12 protein-coding genes are annotated in these 17,256 nt (G+C 61.1%); 9 read left to right on the forward strand and 3 right to left on the reverse strand.

What is annotated here, in order from left to right; all coding sequences use genetic code 11:
• Positions 1 to 106 precede the first annotated feature (106 nt).
• On the reverse strand, positions 107 to 4,627 hold the full coding sequence (gene gltB / locus DNI29_RS11100; RefSeq protein ID WP_110978170.1) for a glutamate synthase large subunit: 4,521 nt from the start codon (positions 4,625 to 4,627) through the stop codon (positions 107 to 109).
• Positions 4,628 to 4,884: 257 nt separating this feature from the next.
• Between gltB and DNI29_RS11105 the strand changes: the two genes are divergently transcribed.
• The 7 genes from DNI29_RS11105 to DNI29_RS11135 all read left to right on the forward strand — a co-directional run bounded on the left by DNI29_RS11105 (position 4,885) and on the right by DNI29_RS11135 (position 15,112).
• The gene (locus DNI29_RS11105; protein WP_238388064.1) at positions 4,885 to 5,241 is read left to right on the forward strand and encodes a winged helix-turn-helix domain-containing protein; all 357 of its coding nucleotides are present in this window, start codon (positions 4,885 to 4,887) and stop codon (positions 5,239 to 5,241) included.
• A gap of 245 nt (positions 5,242 to 5,486) precedes the next feature.
• The gene (locus DNI29_RS11110; RefSeq protein WP_110978171.1) at positions 5,487 to 8,099 is read left to right on the forward strand and encodes a TonB-dependent receptor; all 2,613 of its coding nucleotides are present in this window, start codon (positions 5,487 to 5,489) and stop codon (positions 8,097 to 8,099) included.
• A 206-nt stretch (positions 8,100 to 8,305) separates the two neighbouring features.
• On the forward strand, positions 8,306 to 8,602 hold the full coding sequence (locus tag DNI29_RS11115) for a hypothetical protein (RefSeq protein ID WP_162303583.1): 297 nt from the start codon (positions 8,306 to 8,308) through the stop codon (positions 8,600 to 8,602).
• 221 nt (positions 8,603 to 8,823) lie between these two features.
• Positions 8,824 to 11,289 (forward strand): TonB-dependent receptor, encoded by a 2,466-nt coding sequence (locus DNI29_RS11120; RefSeq protein ID WP_110978173.1) that lies wholly within the window; start codon positions 8,824 to 8,826, stop codon positions 11,287 to 11,289.
• 296 nt (positions 11,290 to 11,585) lie between these two features.
• A complete protein-coding gene (locus DNI29_RS11125; RefSeq protein ID WP_317048750.1) occupies positions 11,586 to 12,296 on the forward strand; it encodes an ABC transporter ATP-binding protein in 711 nt (236 codons plus the stop codon).
• Between the two features lie 10 nt (positions 12,297 to 12,306).
• Entirely contained in the window at positions 12,307 to 13,725 is a 1,419-nt protein-coding gene (locus DNI29_RS11130) for an ABC transporter permease (RefSeq protein ID WP_110978174.1), read from the forward strand.
• Positions 13,726 to 13,729: 4 nt separating this feature from the next.
• Positions 13,730 to 15,112, forward strand: a complete 1,383-nt coding sequence (locus DNI29_RS11135) for an ABC transporter permease (protein ID WP_110978175.1) — start codon at positions 13,730 to 13,732, stop codon at positions 15,110 to 15,112.
• A 39-nt stretch (positions 15,113 to 15,151) separates the two neighbouring features.
• On the opposite strand, the gene DNI29_RS11140 is transcribed toward DNI29_RS11135, so the two are convergent.
• Both DNI29_RS11140 and DNI29_RS11145 read right to left on the reverse strand, forming a co-directional pair.
• On the reverse strand, positions 15,152 to 15,502 hold the full coding sequence (locus DNI29_RS11140) for a hypothetical protein (protein WP_123823214.1): 351 nt from the start codon (positions 15,500 to 15,502) through the stop codon (positions 15,152 to 15,154).
• Between the two features lie 16 nt (positions 15,503 to 15,518).
• Complete coding sequence (locus DNI29_RS11145; protein ID WP_123823215.1) at positions 15,519 to 16,106, reverse strand: hypothetical protein; 588 nt, start codon at positions 16,104 to 16,106, stop codon at positions 15,519 to 15,521.
• A gap of 65 nt (positions 16,107 to 16,171) precedes the next feature.
• Here DNI29_RS11145 and DNI29_RS25120 point away from each other — a divergent pair, with 65 nt between their 5' ends.
• Positions 16,172 to 16,303, forward strand: a complete 132-nt coding sequence (locus tag DNI29_RS25120) for a hypothetical protein (protein WP_262510217.1) — start codon at positions 16,172 to 16,174, stop codon at positions 16,301 to 16,303.
• 197 nt (positions 16,304 to 16,500) lie between these two features.
• Complete coding sequence (locus DNI29_RS11150; RefSeq protein ID WP_110978178.1) at positions 16,501 to 17,082, forward strand: Crp/Fnr family transcriptional regulator; 582 nt, start codon at positions 16,501 to 16,503, stop codon at positions 17,080 to 17,082.
• Positions 17,083 to 17,256: the final 174 nt, after the last annotated feature.

Here is a 17,256-nt window from a genome sequence, read left to right on the forward strand (position 1 = left end):
GATGAGTTAATGATGTATGCAGTGGATAGGGCGGAGTGGCTAGAGCTAGCTCCCCTCCTCGTCTGAGGAGGGAAGCTAGCTCTAGTTCTTCGTGTTGTTTCAAGCGTTACTGCACTGTTTCGTAGCGGGCCTTTTGCAGCACCTTCTTGTATTCCGAAGGAAAGACCTTCACAAACTTGCCGGCTTCTTCGGGCCAGTTGCTGAGCAGGAAGGCGGCTAGTTGACTGCCGGTTAGCTCGGTGTGTTGGCGGAGCAGGTGCTGAATCTGGGCTTCGTCGTCGGCGTCGAGTGGGTCCAGCTCCACCATTTCGGGGTTGCAGTTGGCGGGGAAGGAGCCGTCGGCGTCGTAAACCCAGGCAATGCCCCCGCTCATGCCAGCGGCAAAGTTGCGGCCGGTGCGGCCCAGAATCAGGGCGCGGCCACCGGTCATGTACTCGCAGCCATGGTCGCCTACCCCTTCCACCACGGCCGTAGCGCCGGAGTTGCGCACGGCAAACCGCTCGCCGGCCTGCCCCCGCACAAACAGCTCGCCGGAGGTAGCCCCGTACAGGGCCACGTTGCCGATGATGATGTTTTGCTCGGGTACAAAATTGCCGTCGGGGGCGGGGTAGATGATGAGGCGGGCACCGCTGAGGCCTTTGCCCACGTAGTCGTTGGCCTCGCCTTCCAGCCGAAACGACAAGCCCCGCACGCTAAACGCCCCGAAGCTCTGGCCCGCGGCCCCCCGGAACGTGTAATTGATGGTGTGCAGGGGCAGACCTGCGGCGTGGTAGCGCTTAGTTATTTCATTGGAAAGCAAAGTGCCCACGGTGCGGTCGGTGTTCTGCACGGCAAACTCTGCCTGAACCGGCTGCTGGTAGTCCAGAGCTGGCTGGGCGTGTTGGAGCAGCTGCCAGTCGAGGATATGGCTGAGGCCGTGGTCTTGTTCTTCGCTGTGGTGCAGGGTGCTACCTGCCTCGGGCGAGGTGAGGTAGAGCAGGTCGCGCAGATCGAGGTGGCGGGCTTTCCAGTGCTGAATATTCGGGCGCGGCTTCAGGAACTGAGCCCGACCTACCATCTCATTTACCGTCCGGAAACCCAGCGCAGCCATGATTTCACGCAACTCCTCGGCCATAAACCGGAACAGGTTCACAATGTGCTCGGGCTTACCGCTGAACAGGCGGCGCAGCTCTGGGTCCTGGGTGGCTACGCCTACGGGGCAGGTGTTGAGGTGGCACTTGCGCATCATCACGCAGCCACCCGCCACCAGTGCCGCCGTGGCCACGCCCCACTCTTCGGCCCCCAGCAGGGTAGCAATGGCCAGGTCGCGGCCGGTTTTGAGTTGTCCGTCGGTCTGGAGCACTACACGGCTGCGGAGCTGGTTGCGCACCAAGGTCTGGTGAGCTTCGGCCAGGCCCAGCTCCCAGGGCAGCCCGGCGTGCCGGATGCTGCTCATGGGCGACGCGCCGGTGCCGCCATCGTAGCCGGCCACCAGAATCACGTCGGCGTGGGCTTTGGCTACCCCGGCTGCAATGGTTCCTACCCCCGCCTTGCTCACCAGCTTCACGTTGATGCGGGCCTGGCGATTGGCGTTTTTCAAGTCGAAGATGAGTTGGGCCAGGTCCTCAATGGAATAGATGTCGTGGTGGGGTGGGGGCGATATGAGGCCCACACCGGGGGTAGCGTGGCGCACCTTCGCAATCCATTCATCTACCTTGTGGCCGGGCAGTTGGCCCCCCTCGCCGGGCTTGGCGCCCTGGGCCATCTTGATTTGCAGTTCGTCGGCGTTGGTGAGGTAGTGGGCCGTCACGCCGAAGCGGGCCGAAGCCACCTGTTTGATGGCCGAACGCATGGAATCGCCGTTTTCCATGACTTCGTAGCGCAGCGGGTCCTCGCCGCCCTCACCGGTGTTGCTTTTGCCCCCAATGCGGTTCATGGCAATGGCCAGGGTGCTGTGCGCCTCGTGCGAAATCGACCCAAACGACATAGCTCCGGTAGCAAACCGCCGCATAATGCTTTCGGCAGGCTCCACTTCCGCGAGCGGCACGGCCGGACGGTGGAAAGCGAAATCCAGCAGGCCGCGCAAACTGAAGGTGCCTTTCCCAGGCGTATTCACCAGTCGGGCGTAGCGCTGGTAGGTTTCATAGTTGCCGGTGCGGGTAGCGTGCTGGAGCAGGTGCACGGTTTCGGGGTTGAACTGGTGGGCTTCGCCCCGGCGGCGCCACTGGTACACGCCGCCTTCGGGTAGCAGGGACTGTTCTTCCAGAGTGCTGCTCCGGAAGCCCTGGTAGTGTTTGAACAAGGTTTCGCGGGCAATTTCATCGAGGCCCAGCCCGCCAATGCGCGTCACGGCCCCGGTAAAGTAGGCGTCCACTACCTCCCGATTAATGCCCAGAATCTCAAACACCTGCGCGCCATGGTATGACTGCAAGGTGCTGATGCCCATCTTCGAGAAAATCTTCAGCAGCCCGTCGCACACCGCCTTGCTGTAGTTGGCTTGCAGCTTCCCTACCTCCTGCGCGGGCCCCAACCTTCCGGTGGCGTGCAGGGTCTGGATGGTGCTGAGGGCCAGATAAGGGTTGATGGCCGTGGCCCCGAAGGCCAGCAAACAGGCGAAATGATGCACTTCCCAGGCGTCGCCGGCTTCCACTACCAGTCCCACCGAGCCCCGGTAGCCCTTCCGGATCAGGTGATGGTGCACGGCCGACACGGCCAGCAGCGAGGGAATGGCCGCGTGCTCCGAGTCGAGGTAGCGGTCTGAGAGAATCAGCACCTCAAACCCGTCGTCCACAGCATCTTCGGCGTAGCGGCACAGGCGTTCCAGGCCAGCCTTCAGCGCGCCCGGCTTGCCATCGGCCCGGAAGTAGGTGTTGATGGTTTTGGCGTTGAATAGGCCCGTATCAATGCTGCGCAGCTTTTCCAGCTCGTGGTTGGTCAGGATGGGGTGGTGCAGGGCCACGCAGTGGCAGTGCATTTTGTCCTCATCGAGAATATTGCCGTTGTTGCCGATGAAGGTGGCCAGGCTCATCACAAGCCGCTCCCGGATGGGGTCGATGGGCGGGTTGGTAACCTGGGCAAAGAACTGCTTGAAGTAGCTGCTCAGGTGCTGGGGCTGGTTGGAAAGCACGGCCAGCGGCGTATCTACGCCCATGGACCCAATTGGCTCCTTGCCATCCAAGGCCATAGGCGTCAGAATGGAGTCGATATCCTCGCGGGTGTAGCCGAACACCTGGTGGTACTTAAACACGGAGTCGGCCGAGAGGTCGGTGAACACCAGGCGCGGCTCGGGCAGCTCCTCCAGCCGAATCTGGTAGTCGCGGAGCCACTGGCCGTAGGGCTGGCGGGTAGCGGCCTGGGTTTTCAGTTCCTCATCGGTAATGATCTGGCCGGCCACGGTGTCAATGAGCAGCATTTTGCCGGGCTGCAGGCGGCCCTTGCGCACCACGGCCGCTTCAGGCAGGCCCGCGCCCAGCACGCCCGCTTCGGAGGCCACGAGCACCCGCCCATCGTTAGTAACGGCGTAACGCAGGGGGCGCAGGCCGTTGCGGTCCAGCATGGCGCCTATCATGCGGCCATCGGTGAAGAGCAGAGCCGCCGGGCCGTCCCAGGGGGCCATAAAGGTGGCGTGAAACTCGTAGAAGGCCTTTTTCAGCGGGTCCATCTGCTCGTTGCCGTCCCAGGCCTCGGGCACCAGCATCATCATGACGTGGGGCAGGGAGCGGCCGCAGTGTAAGAGCAGCTCCACAATGTTATCGAGGCAGGCCGAATCCGATTGATTGGGAATAATAACCGGCAGCAGAATCTCCATTTCCTCGGCCGAGAAGAAAGGCGAGAGGTAGGAGGGGAGGCCGGCGTAAAACCAGTTCAGGTTGCCGCGCAGGGTGTTGATTTCGCCGTTGTGGGCCAGCAGCCGAAACGGCTGGGCCAGCCGCCAGCTCGGGAAGGTATTGGTGGAAAAGCGCGAGTGCACCATGCCGATGCCCGAGGTTACCCGCTCATCCGACAGCTCCGGGAAGTAGCCGCGCACCTGGTAGGTAGTCAGCTGCCCCTTGTACACGATAACGCGGCAGGAGAGGGAGGTAAAGTACACCGCCTCGGCGGGCAACTGGGCCGCCACCTCGCGGCTAATCAACCGGCGCAGCACGTAGAGCTTACGCTCGAAATCCTCGGAAGTACTTACCCCACTCGGCCTACCCACAAATACCTGCTCAATGGCCGGCTCCCCCGACAAGGCCGTGGGGCCAATGCCCGCCGGGTTCACCGGTACGGGCCGGTAGCCCAGCACCGGTATTCCCAGCCGGGCCGCGGCGGCCTTGATGATGCTACGGCAGGCTTCGCGTTGGGTAGTTTCTTTGGGCAGAAAGGCCATGCCTACCCCATACTCGCCGGGCTCGGGCAGCCGAATGCCCAGCGTGGTGCATTCTTCCAGCAGAAACCAGTGCGGCAATTGCAGTAGCAGCCCGGCCCCGTCGCCGGAGTCGGAGTCGCAGCCACAGGCGCCGCGGTGCTCCATGTTTTCCAGAATGGTGAGGGCATCGGCGACAATCTGGTGCGATTTACGGCCATCGACGTACGCAATAAAGCCGGTGCCGCAGGCGTCGTGTTCAAACTCGGGGCGGTAGAGGCCCTGGGGCGCGTGGTGCTCCATCGGAGAAAGGTGTCGTGGTTCGAGCGTGGAAAGGTGACCCCCGGCAGCAGGTCCGAAATAGCAACCTATTCACTGTCAGCAAACCTCATGACCCGGCCGCGCCTCATTTTCCGGTTTCTAACTTCCTGCAGCCTACCCCCCGAAACCTCCTCAACCCCTCCAAATAGCCTCCTAGCCGGGCACTGCCGCACCGCGTCTGCCAGAAAGTTGCTACCCCTGCTACGATTTCAAACCTTCCGTAGCCCCATCTTTACAGCATGAAAAACCTGCTCCGCCCCGACCTGAACTTTCGCCTTAACGGCCGCCTCTGGGTAGAAACCCCCGACGACCGGTTTATGGGCATTGGGCGGCTGGAACTGCTCACGCTCATTCAGGAACACGGCTCCATCTCGAAGGCGGCGCAGGAAATGGGCATGTCGTACAAGCGGGCCTGGGACCTGGTTTCGTCCCTGAATGCCCAGAGTGCTACCCCCATGGTGCAGACCCAAACCGGCGGCAAGCGCGGCGGCGGGGCCGAGGTAACCGCCGAAGGCCAGCAGCTGATTCAGGAATTTCGGGAGCTGCAGGAGCGGTTTCAGGAGTTTTTAAGGGTAGAGGCGGCGCGGTTGCTGTAAATGCTACATGGTAAGCCTGCTCATTAGGGCTAGTTCCCCTCCTTGGATAAGGAGGGGGTAGGGGTGGTTGAAAAACTAAAACTATAAACTAGAGCTAGTACACTGTTCAACGATTGATCAACCACCCCCAACCCCTCCTCATCTGAGGAGGGGTTGGGGGTGCTAGCTTAGTCACAATGCCCAATAACGTAGAGAAGGGTTAACCATTTCCGATATTCGGCGTTATGTTTAGCAAAATATAACGCATGCCCGACGATACTCCCTACCCCCGGCTTCTGATCCAACTTCCCCTAACGCTACTCTGCGCCACGCCCCTGACCAGTTTGGCCCAGAGCCAGTCAGCGCTAGCGGATACGACGCGGCTGGGGGAAGTAGTGGTGGCCGCCTCGAAGGTGGAGGAGAGCATCTTACAGTCGCCGGTGACGGTGGAGAAGCTAACGGCGCGGCAATTGCGGCTCACGCCGGCCCCGTCGTTTTTCGATGCCATTGAGCACGTAAAGGGTGTGCAGGTGATTACACCCAGCCTGGGCTTCAAGGTGATAAACGCCCGGGGCTTCAGCAATACCACCAATGTGCGCTTCGTGCAACTGGTGGACGGCATTGATAACCAGGCACCCCACATCGGCGGACCCATCGGCAACGTGCTGGGACCGAGTGACCTGGACATTCAGGCGGTGGAAATTGTGCCGGGCACGGCGGCCGCGTTGTACGGGCTTAACGCCATTAATGGGCTGGCCAACTTCAGTACCCGCAACCCGTTCCGCAGCGAAGGATTGAGCGTGCAGCAGAAGGTAGGGGTGAACCATGTAAACGACGCCAACACCGGCGCGCACGTCTTTTCCGAAACCAGTGTGCGCTACGCCAAAGCGTTAAGCCCTAAACTGGCCTTCAAGGTGAACGGTACCTACCTGCGCGGCTACGACTGGATGGCTACCGACCCCACCGACATCAACCCGAATGGCAACGCCACCACCGGCCTGCTGGGCCCCGACAACCCCGCCCGCGACCCGGTAAGCAGCTACGGCAACGAGTCTTCGAACCGCTCGAATCTGACGCTGGGAGGCAAAACTTACCAAGTGGCCCGCACCGGCTACCTCGAAAAAGACGTGGTGGACTACCACCTGCAAACCTTCCGCTACGACGCGGCGGTGCACTACAAGCTGGCCCCGAACGCCGAGCTGGCTTACACCTACCGGGGTGCCAACTTTGATAACGTATATCAACGCAGCAACCGGTTTCAGCTCAGTGACTATCACCTGCAACAGCACGCCCTGCAGCTGACTACCCCCGTGGTGCAGGCCCGGGCCTACTTCACCCAGGAGAATACCGGCCGCAGCTACAACCTGCGCAGTATGGCCGAAAACCTGGACCGTAGCTTCAAGCCCGATAAGCAGTGGAACGACGACTACACCGCCGCCTGGAACAGAGCCACGCAAGACGGCCAAACCGTGGCCCAGGCCCACGCCGCGGCCCGGGCTGCCGCCGATGCCGGCCGCCTGCAGCCCGGCACGCCCGCGTTCAAGCAGCGCCTGCGAGAGCTGGCCGATATCAACAACTGGGACCAGGGCGCGGCTCTGCGCGTGCAGGCCGAACTACTCCACGCCGAGGGCCAAGTGAACGTAGGGGAGGCCCTGCGCCGGGGAGGCAAAGCCCTGCCCGCCTGGGCTGATCTGCTGGTGGGCCTCGACCACCGCACCTACTTCATTCAGCCCGATGGCAACTACTTCATCAACCCTGAGCAAGGGGAGGACCCTCACAGCACCCTGACCTACGGCAAAACCGGTGGCTTCGTGCAGGCCGGGGCCCGGCTGCTGCCGGGCGAGAAGCTCCGCCTTACCGCTACCCTGCGTGCCGACAAAAACGACTACTTCAGCACCCGCTTCAACCCGCGCCTGACGGCCGTGTACTCGCCTACCCAGCGCCACAACTTCCGGGTAAGCTACCAGAGCGGCTACCGGTTTCCGAGTTTGTTCGAGGGATTTTCCAACGTGAATAGCGGGCAGGTGAAGCGCATCGGGGGGCTGCGGGTGATGTCGGAAGGGGTATTCGAAAACAGCTACTTGCGCAGCTCTATTGATGCCTTTGGCGCGGCCGTGACGCGCGATGTGAACACCAACGGCCTCTCGCGCAGTCAGGCCATTGCCAAAAATCAGAGCACCTTGGTGAAGAACCCCTACACCTACCTGCGGCCCGAGCACATCAAGTCCGTGGAGCTTGGCTATAAGGCGGCCCTGCTGCCCGGTGGCCGCCTGCTGACCGACGTGGACTTCTACTACAATACCTACCGCGACTTTATTGCCCAGGTAGAAGCCTACGTGCCCGTGAATGCTGCCGGCGAGCCGCTTGCTGCCGGTGCCGACCTAGGCGCCGTAGCTACTGCTCTGAGCGCCCGCGCCGGCCAGGCGCGCTACCGCCTCTGGACCAACTCCCAAAGCCAGGTGTACAACTACGGCGGCTCCCTGGGCCTGCGCTACGACGTAGCGGGCGGCTACCTGGCCGGCGCCAGCGTCACCTACGCCCGCCTCGACCGCACCGAGTCTGCCGACGGGCTGGAAGATGGCTTCAACACCCCGCGCTGGGCCTACAACCTGAGCCTGGGCAATGAGGATGTAATCAAGAACTTCGGCTTTGGCCTCAACTTCCGCTGGCAGGCCCGCTATTACTCTCAAACCTTCCTGGTTAACGGCTACGTGCCCGCCTACAGCACCCTCGATGCCCAGGTCAGCTACCGCCTGCCTACCCCCAACTTACGCCTGAAGCTGGGCGCCAGCAACCTGCTGAACCACTACTACGTGAGCTACCTGGGCGGCCCCAGCGTGGGCGGGCTGTATTACCTGCAGGTGACGTATGGGCTGTAAGAAGTCAGGGTGAAGTTGAAGGAAAGCAGAGGGGTAGGAGATGCGGCAGTGACAATTCATGTGTGGTCAAGCTCCTCAGTTAAAACATGCATCATTGATGCATCTTTAATAATTGTTCTACCTTTGTCGGATATGACGCGGAAACAAGGGTAGTGCAAACGGGGCGTAAACTGATAGCGTGGTGGCTGCTGAGCCTGCTACTGCGGGTGCTAGCACCCGAGGCCGCTGTCCTGCGCCTGCACTTCCACCAGCACACCGAGGATGCGCCCCTGACCAGCAGCTCGGTCACGTTGGGGAAGCACAAGGCCCTGCTTTCAGCTAAGCACCTCCACTGTTCCGTGGAGCAGCTCTACAATGCGCCTTTCCAGCCAGCGGTGCCCATCAAGCTGCCGGAACCCGTGCGCTTATTGGCTTACGCGGTGTACCGGCCCCAGGCCCCGGTGTGCCGGGCCTCGCACCTGCTCGACGGCGCTTCGCTGCGCGGCCCGCCGGCCCGCGCCTAATTTGCCACGGGCTTTTGCTACCCCTATGGGGGCCGGGCAACCTGCCGGGCCTAACCAGCTGCGCTGGTAATTCCGCGTCCGTAGTGGCCTGCGTCCTTTTTCCGGCTGCCTGAATTCAGGTCAGTGGGCTCCTGCTGTATTCCTGCGGGTCGTCCGGCGCGGTGGGCGTGTAGCGGCCTACCCCTTTTTCCTTCGTTTTTCTGGTTCATTATCAGGAGCTGATGCCTCAGCTCACAGGCCCGGTGCGGCCTACCTCTATGCCACGCATTGTACTGGTTCTACTGCTTGTTCTTCCCCAATTGGCCTTAGGCCAACTCACCGGCCGCATCAGCGGCCACCTCATCAGCCCCACCGGCCAGGCCCTCGAAGGCGTTACGGTAGTGGAGAAAACCGGGCGGTTTTCGGCCCTTTCTGACGCCGAAGGGCATTTCTCCCTGGATCAGCTGCCCCTGGCCGAGTACACGCTCATCACCCGTAGCCTGAGCCACCAACAGGAGCAGCGTACGGTTGTGTTGAGCGCCGAAACGCCCGCCTTGGTGGTCGATTTTACCCTGCGCGCCAGCACCAATGCCCTCCAGGAAGTGGAAGTGCTGGGCCGCAAGGAAACCACCTACAAGAGCGACTACAGCTTTGTGGGCACCAAAACGGCGACGGCGCTGAAAGATGTGCCCCAATCCATTTCCACCGTTACCAAGGAGCTGATGGAGGACCGCCAGGCCCTGCGCCTGCCCGACGTGGTGAAAAACATTGCCGGCGTCACGCAATACTCCCACTACGACGACCTGACCATCCGGGGCTTCCGCAACGGCTACGAAAGCGGCTTCCGACTCCTCAACGGGCTGCGCTCAGGCTTTAGCTACGGCAACTCCTTTACGCAAGCTCCCCTGACGGTGAACCTGGAGCGGGTGGAGGTGCTGAAAGGCCCCGGCGCGGCCCTCTACGGCGACATCAACCCCGGCGGCACGGTGAACATGGTGACCAAAAAGCCCTTGGATGTGGCCCGCAAAGCGGTGAGCTTCTCTAGTGGCAGCTTCAACACCACCCGCGCCACGGCCGACTTCACAGGCCCCCTGAACGAACGCAAAAACGTACTCTACCGCTTGAATGCGGGCTTCGAGAAGTCGAACACCTTCCGCGACGTGAACGACACCCGCTCCGTGATGGTAGCGCCCACCGTCACCTTCCTGCCTACCGACAAAACTACCATCAACGCCGAGCTGGTGTACACCCACGTAGATGGGTTTCTGGACCGCGGCTTGCCTATTCGGGGCGGTGATTTGTACGCCCTACCCCGCTCGTTTACCCTAAGCCAGCCAAGCGACTATTTCCGCACCAGCACCTACTACCTCAACGCCTCGCTCAATCACAAATTCACCGATTGGCTGTCGTTCAATGCGTCCTACCTCGACTTCACCTACAACGAGAACCTGAGCGAGCACCGCACCCTGAATACCTACGCCGACGCGCCCGCCAACACGGTCATGAACCTGCGCTATTTCGACCGGCGCGCCGAAGAGTACACCAAAAACCTGGCGGCCTACTTTGCCCTGAACCGCTCCACGGGTTCCATTACGCACAAGGTGGTAGCGGGCCTGGATTACATCCGCTTCACTACCGACAAGCAAAGCACCATGTTTGAGGCACGGCAGAAGCTGGTGAATGGGGTAGCCACGCCGCTGACCTTCGACCTGAAAAACCCGGTGTACGAAATTCAGGACCCCACCAAGTATGTCCGCCGGCCGCTGCCCCAGTTCTTTATCGACTACATCAACTCGGTGTATCACACCACCGGCCTTTATGTGCAGGATCAGATAACCGTGACGCCGCGCCTGGGCCTGCTGCTGGGAGCCCGCTACGAGCTGTTTGCCGATGAACGGGACTACGGCGACGGCTCGGACAACATCAAGCAGCGCAAGCTGCTGCCGCGCGCCGGCCTCACCTTCGCTCTGCGCGACAACCTAAATTACTTCGCCTCCTACAGCGCCGGCTTCCGGCCCCTCAAGCCTGAGTATGTTCGGTTTCCGGAGCGCTACGGCCGCAACTCATCCTTCGACCCCGAAACCAGCTATCAGCTGGAAACTGGTCTGAAGGGCGAGTTCTTCAATAAAGCATTGTTCGGGACCGTGGCTGTGTACCAGATTGTGAAGCGCAACCAACTGGTAAGCACCGGCTCGCTCACGCCCGACGGGGCACCGGTGTATCGCCAGAACGGCGAGGCCCGTTCCCGCGGGGCTGAGTTGGAGCTGACTGGTAACATCGTTCCCAACCTAAGCCTGAACGCCAGCTACGCCTTCAACCACTCTGAAATTCGGAACGCCCAGCTGGACGCCGAAAATGGGCAGCCGCTGGCCAATGCGCCCAAGCATTCGGCGGGCCTCTGGACCAAGTACACGTTTGTAACGCCGGCGCTGCGTGGGTTTGGCGTGGCCCTCGGCGGCAACTACGTAGCTGCCCGCCGCACCGAGAACCGGGTAACCAACACCACGACAGGGGAGGAGTACTGGGGCCACTGGCCCTCTTACACGGTGCTCGATGCTGCCTTGTTCTACACCGTGGACAAGTTCAACTTCCACCTGAACGTGAACAACCTGCTCGACCGGTACTACTTCGTGGGCGGGTACGACTACTTCCGCACCAGCCCCGGCGCCCCGCGCAACTTCATGGCTACCGTGGGCTACACTTTCTAAGTGGATTAACCCCCTGGCAAAGAACACGAAGAGAACGGTCATGCTGAGCCTGTCGAGCCGTCCGGTGTGCTTCTCTTAAACCGTCATGTCGAGCTAGTCGAGACATCTCGCGTGCTGATGTTACCATACTAACCTGACGACCCAAGCGACATGTCTCAGCAAGCTCGACATGACGGTCAGGAAGGAGGACGAAGCGAAACGGAAGATGATTCGGCGAATTCTTTAGCTCTGCAGGTGCCAGAATAAGCCTGACAGTTCAGAAGGGGCGAATATCACGATACACTACCTGTTTGCATATGAACTACATTCTGGAAGCGCGCGACTTGCGCAAGGAGTACCCCAACAAGCTGGCCCTGCAGGGGCTGAACCTGCAAATTGAGCCGGGAGAGGTGTTTTGCCTGCTGGGCCAGAACGGCGCGGGCAAATCCACGACCATCAACCTGTTTCTGGGCTTCATTGCGCCAACGTCGGGGGCAGCCTTTGTGAATGGCATGGAGGTAGCCGCCAATCCGCTCAAGATCAAGGAGCACCTGGCCTACATTCCGGAAAACGTGATGCTCTACCCCCACCTGACGGGCCTGGAAAACCTGGCTTTGTTCAGCAGTCTGGCAGGTTTCAAATACAAAGAGGCAGAGCTGCTCGATTACCTGCACCACGCTGGCTTGCCCGCCGAGGCGGTGCGCCGGCGCGTGGGCACCTACTCCAAGGGCATGCGCCAGAAGGTGGGTATTGCCATTGCGGTGGCCAAGCATGCCAAGGTGCTGCTGCTCGACGAGCCTACCTCCGGCCTCGACCCCAAAGCCTCCAACGAGTTTTCGCAGCTGCTGACCCAGCTGAGCGCCGAGGGCACGGCCGTGCTCATGGCCACCCACGACATCTTCCGGGCCAAGGAGGTAGGAACCCGCGTGGGCATCATGCGGGAGGGCGAGCTGGTGGATGTGCGCCCCACGGCGGCCCTGAACGCCCAGGAGCTGGAGCAGCTCTACCTCACCTACATGCACAACTAGCCCGCCCCCGATGATGCATAGTATTGCGCAAAAAGAATTCGTCAGCACCCTGCGCGACAAGCGTTTTCTGGTGCTGAGCGTGCTGGTGCTGGCCTTGCTGCTGGCCGCTACCCTGGTAGGGCGGGCCAGCTACCAAACCTTGCAACAGGAGCGGCAGCTAGCCCAGCAAACCGTCAACGACCAGTTCCGGCACCAGCCGGCGCGGCATCCGCACCGCGTGGCCCACTACGGCTCCTTTGCCTTCCGGCCCCGTTCCGGCCTCAGCCTGCTCGACTCGGGCGTGGACTCGTTTACGGGCACCTCGGTGTTCCTGGAGGCGCACCAGCAAAACAGCGTCAACTTCAGCCAGGCCCAGCAGTCGGGCTCCCTGATTCGGTTTGGGGAAATGACGGTGGCCTTTGTGCTGCAGATGCTGGTGCCCCTGCTCATTATTTTTCTGTGCTTCGGGGCCTTTACCCAGGAGCGCGAAACGGGTACGCTTAAGCTGTTGCTGAGCCAGGGTGTATCGTTGCGGCAAGTGGCCTGGGGCAAGATTTGGGGCTACAGCCGCGCCGTGGCGTTGGTGGTAGCGCCGGCCCTGGCCTTGGCCGCCGCGTTGCTGTTTGGGACGGAGGAGTTTACTTCCGGCGCTGACTTGGTAGGGCGGCTCGTGCTGTTCGTGCTGAGCTACGCGGTGTACTTTTTCCTGTTCATTGTGGGCGCCGTGGTGGTGTCGGCGGTACAGGCCAGCTCCCGGGCGGCGCTGGTTACGCTGCTGGGCCTCTGGATTCTGGGCTGCATCATTCTGCCTAAAGCCACCGCCAACCTGGGTGCTACCCTGTACCCGGCCGTGACCAAGGCTCAGATGGACGCCGATGTGCACGAGGAAGCTCAGCACGGCATCAACGGCCACGACCCGCAAGACCAACGCTCGGCCGCCCTGAAGGCGGGGCTGCTCAAAAAGTACGGCGTCGATTCGGAGGAAAAGCTGCCGGTGAGCGTGGGTGGTATCGTGATGAGTGAGAGCGAAGCCTATTCGGCCAAGGTGTACCAGCAGCACTTCGCCGACCTGAACGCCACCTACGAGCGGCAGAACCGCCTTTCCGATTGGGTGGGGCTGCTGAACCCCTACCAGGCCATCCGGCCGCTGTCGATGGGCCTGGCCGGCTCCGATTTCGCCCACTATGTGCACTTTCAGCAGGCCGCCGAAGCTTACCGCTACGCCCTGGTGCAGCGCCTGAATGCCCTGCAAACCAGCATGGGCTACGGCGACAAAGAGCGCAAGCTCGATGCGCACACCTGGCAGCAGCTACCCCTCTTTGCCTACCAGGCGCCACCTCTCGGCTGGGCCCTGCCGCACCTGCTGCTACCTGTGGTGGCCCTGTTGCTCTGGGCTGTGGGCCTGAGCTGGCTGGGACTGCGCCTGATTTCCAACTCCCGACTTGCCTGATCTGATGAGAATATTCTGGCTTCTGTTTTCCTACGAGTGGCGACACTTCCGGGCCGCTAAAGGGCTGGTGCTGCTGTGCGCCTTGCTGCTGCTCACGGGCCTCTACGGCATTTACTACGGCACCACCGAAATGGAGCGCCAACGCCAGCACCTTACTACCCTGCCCGAGCTTTCGCGCCGGAACGTGGAGGAGCTGAAGGTGAAATTTCCTGGCCCCGCTGATGCCGGCGACATTGGCTACTACCACACCACCTACGCCGTGCACCACCCCGACGCCTGGGCCGCCCTCTCCCTGGGCCAGCGCGACATAAACCCCTACTACGTGAAGCTGCGCCTGCTGGGCCTGCAAAACCAGCTCTACGCCACCGATAATACCAACCCCATGAAGGTGCTGAGCGGCAACTTCGACTTGGCGTTTGTGCTGGTGTACCTGTTTCCGTTGCTCATCATTGCCCTGAGCTTCAACCTGCTGTCCAGTGAGCGGGAAGAAGGCATCCTGACCTTGCTGCTGGCCCAGCCCGTAAGCCCCGGCGTGGTAGTAAGTGCGAAGCTGGCTTTCCGTCTGGCCGTGGTGCTAGGGCTGGCCTGGCTGCTTTCCGTGGTGGGTATGCTCTGGGCCCAGGTGCCGCTGGATGGCCGGGTAGGTACGTGGTTGGGGCTGAGCACGCTGTACTGCCTGTTCTGGTTTGGGGTAGCACTGATCATCACGGCCTTGCAGCGCACCTCGGCCTTCAACGCCGTAACCCTGCTGGGCGTGTGGCTGCTGCTGGTAGTGCTGGTGCCCAGCCTGCTGAATCTGGGCGTGGCGGCGGCCCACCCGGTGCCCCAGGGCATCGAGCTGACCATCAAGCAGCGCGAGGAAATCCATGCCGGCTGGGACCGGCCGAAGACCCAGACTATGAACCGGTTCTTTGCCCTGTATCCGCAGTGGCGCGACACGGCTACCATCCGGGAGCGGTTTGTGTGGCGCTGGTACTACGCCTTCCAGCACCTCGGCGACCTGGCCGTGGCCAAGCAAGCCGCCGCCTACGCCAACGGCCTCCAGCAGCGCTACGACCTGGTGGAGAAATTGAATCTACTCTCCCCGGCCATCAACGCCCAGAGCAGCCTCAACGCCCTGGCCGGCACCGACTTGCCAACCCACCTGAAGTTTCAGCGCAGCGCCACCGCCTACCACGATGCACTCCGGGCCTTTTACTACCCCTTCCTGTTCCGCAAAGTCGAATTCACCCACAACGACTACGCTCGGGAGCCGACGCACACCTTCACCAGCCAACCCGAGCTGAGCACCGCTCTGCGCGGCTTGGGCAAGTTGCTGTTGAGCGTAGGGGTAGTGTTTGCGGCCGGACTACTGCTGCTCCGGGCGCGGCCCATCAACCCGCGCTAGGGTTTGGCCGGCAGGGGCAGAAAGGCCTATCCGCCGCAGCTAGTGGTCTTCCTCAACGAATTGACGCAGGCGCCGACGGGTGATAGTCTGGTTGTTCCAGTAGAATGAATTGGCCATTTCCCGCCGGCTCAGCGTGGCGTCCGACTGTTGGCTGAGCCAACTGACGAAGGTGGCCCGGTCGGGGAAAGTTAGGGCGTAGGGCGGGCGCTCATCAATAGTGTTCAGGCTCTGCAGCTGCCCATCCCAGACCTCGGCGTAAATGGATGCGCCCTCTACGCAGGCCAGCCCCAGGCCGCCGTAGTCGCGGTGGTAAGGCACCAGTGTTCGGCCCGCGGCTAAGGCGTCGGCTACCTGCTCGGCTAGGGGCAACCCATAGACGCTTGGAGGCATGACGAGTGGCGTAGGGCTAGTATTCCAGCACGTCGTCAATTTTATAGCCCTGGGCCGTGCGGAGCACTTTGATGTCGCCCTGATTATCCGTCTTGTAGGTCAGGTCCCGAATGGTGACGTTGAAGAGGTACCCATTGTCCTTGGTGCGCTCTTTGAACGTGCAGCGCGTGACCTTCAGGTTGCCGTAATCCTGAGCGGTGAACAGGAAGCCGCCCGCCCCTACATACTTGGGGTTGTACTGGCCCTCCCACTTCTTCTCAAAATCCGCCACGGCCCTGTCTTGGTCCTCCGCGAATTCTAGGTTGATGGATTCGAGCTTGTAGGCTTTGTAGCGCCGGGTATAAATGCCGGCAGTGGTATCGGTATCAGCTTTGGCATCGGCTCCGGGGCTGTCCGAGTGATAGTAGTCTTCCACGCTGGTCATCAGCCATTGCCGGGCCTCGTCTACCTCATCAGCGGCAGCCTCAGGCGCTGTGGGTTGAGCGGGCGACTGGGGTGCACCTGCTGCGGGCGTGGAGGCAGCGGCTGGTGTTTCGTTGGGTTGGGTCTGGCAAGCCGTGAACAGGCTCACTAAGGCACAAAGTGGCAATAAAGATTTGGGCATACAGGTAGCTAACGAATAGAGGCGTGAATATAGAAAACCCAGCTATGGCAACCTGACTCGGAAAAGTGCGAAACCACTCCGCCGATGTGTTGCCACCCGTGGATGGGGTAGTACTTTATATGCCGGCTGCACCGCCCATCAACAGATTTGAAATCCTATTCAGCATCGGGCACCTGCCCAAAGCCACCCAGCCGTAGTCAATAGGGTAGGAGATAGGGCGCAAGAGTATTGATACCCTACCCCTCACATGGGTTCAAAGGCAAGACGCCTACCTGAACTCATGGCGAAGGGTAGGGTATCTATTTTACCTTTGGGCAGACCTGCTACATAGCGTAAGAACGTCATGTCTCGACTCCGCTCGACATGACAGTTGTTTGCATAACCTGATTATCAGATGCTCGACGCCCTGCGCACTTACCTGTCTGATAAGCTCTCGCTCTCCGAAATGCAGTTTGCGGAGGTGGCTGAGCTGCTCACGCCGCGCCAGTTGGCTCGGCACGAGGTGTTGGTGCACCAGGGGGAGGTAGGACGTTATGGGGCCTTTGTGGTGCGGGGCTGCCTGCGCAGCTTCGTGACCGACGAGCGCCAGAAGGAGCACATTCTGCAATTCGCGCCTGAAAACTGGTGGATTTCTGATCAGCACAGCTTAGCGCGGCAACAACCGGCCCTGTTCTCCATCGACGCTCTGGAAGACTCCGAGGTGTTGGTGTTTGGGGCCGAGTTCTACGCCCGGCTGCAAGCTTTCGGGCCGGAGTTCCAGATGTTCTTTTATCAGCTGCTGCAAAACAGCGTGGTGGCGCTGCAGCGCCGATTGATTGGCGTACTCAGCGCCCCGGCGGAGGTGCGCTACCAGGAGTTTCTGCAGCTCTATTCCACACTGGCCCGGCGACTACCCCAGCGCCACATTGCCGCCTACCTTGGCATCACACCTGAATCCTTAAGCCGCATTCGAGGCGAATTGGCCCGAAGCGGGTAGTGCACAAGTGCTGTACTAAGCCCACTAAGCAGCGCGTGTGGGTGAAGTAAACAGATGTATTTCGTTATGTTCCATGATATATAACGTAGGGAATGTTAGAGGCATAGACCTGGGGAAGAGATAGTAGGTGAATATTTAGAATCTGTATGCATAACCAATTAACTGCCTGAAGAT

Origin of the sequence: Hymenobacter sediminis, assembly GCF_003231285.1 — a bacterium.
In the GTDB taxonomy this organism is placed as follows: domain Bacteria; phylum Bacteroidota; class Bacteroidia; order Cytophagales; family Hymenobacteraceae; genus Hymenobacter; species Hymenobacter sediminis.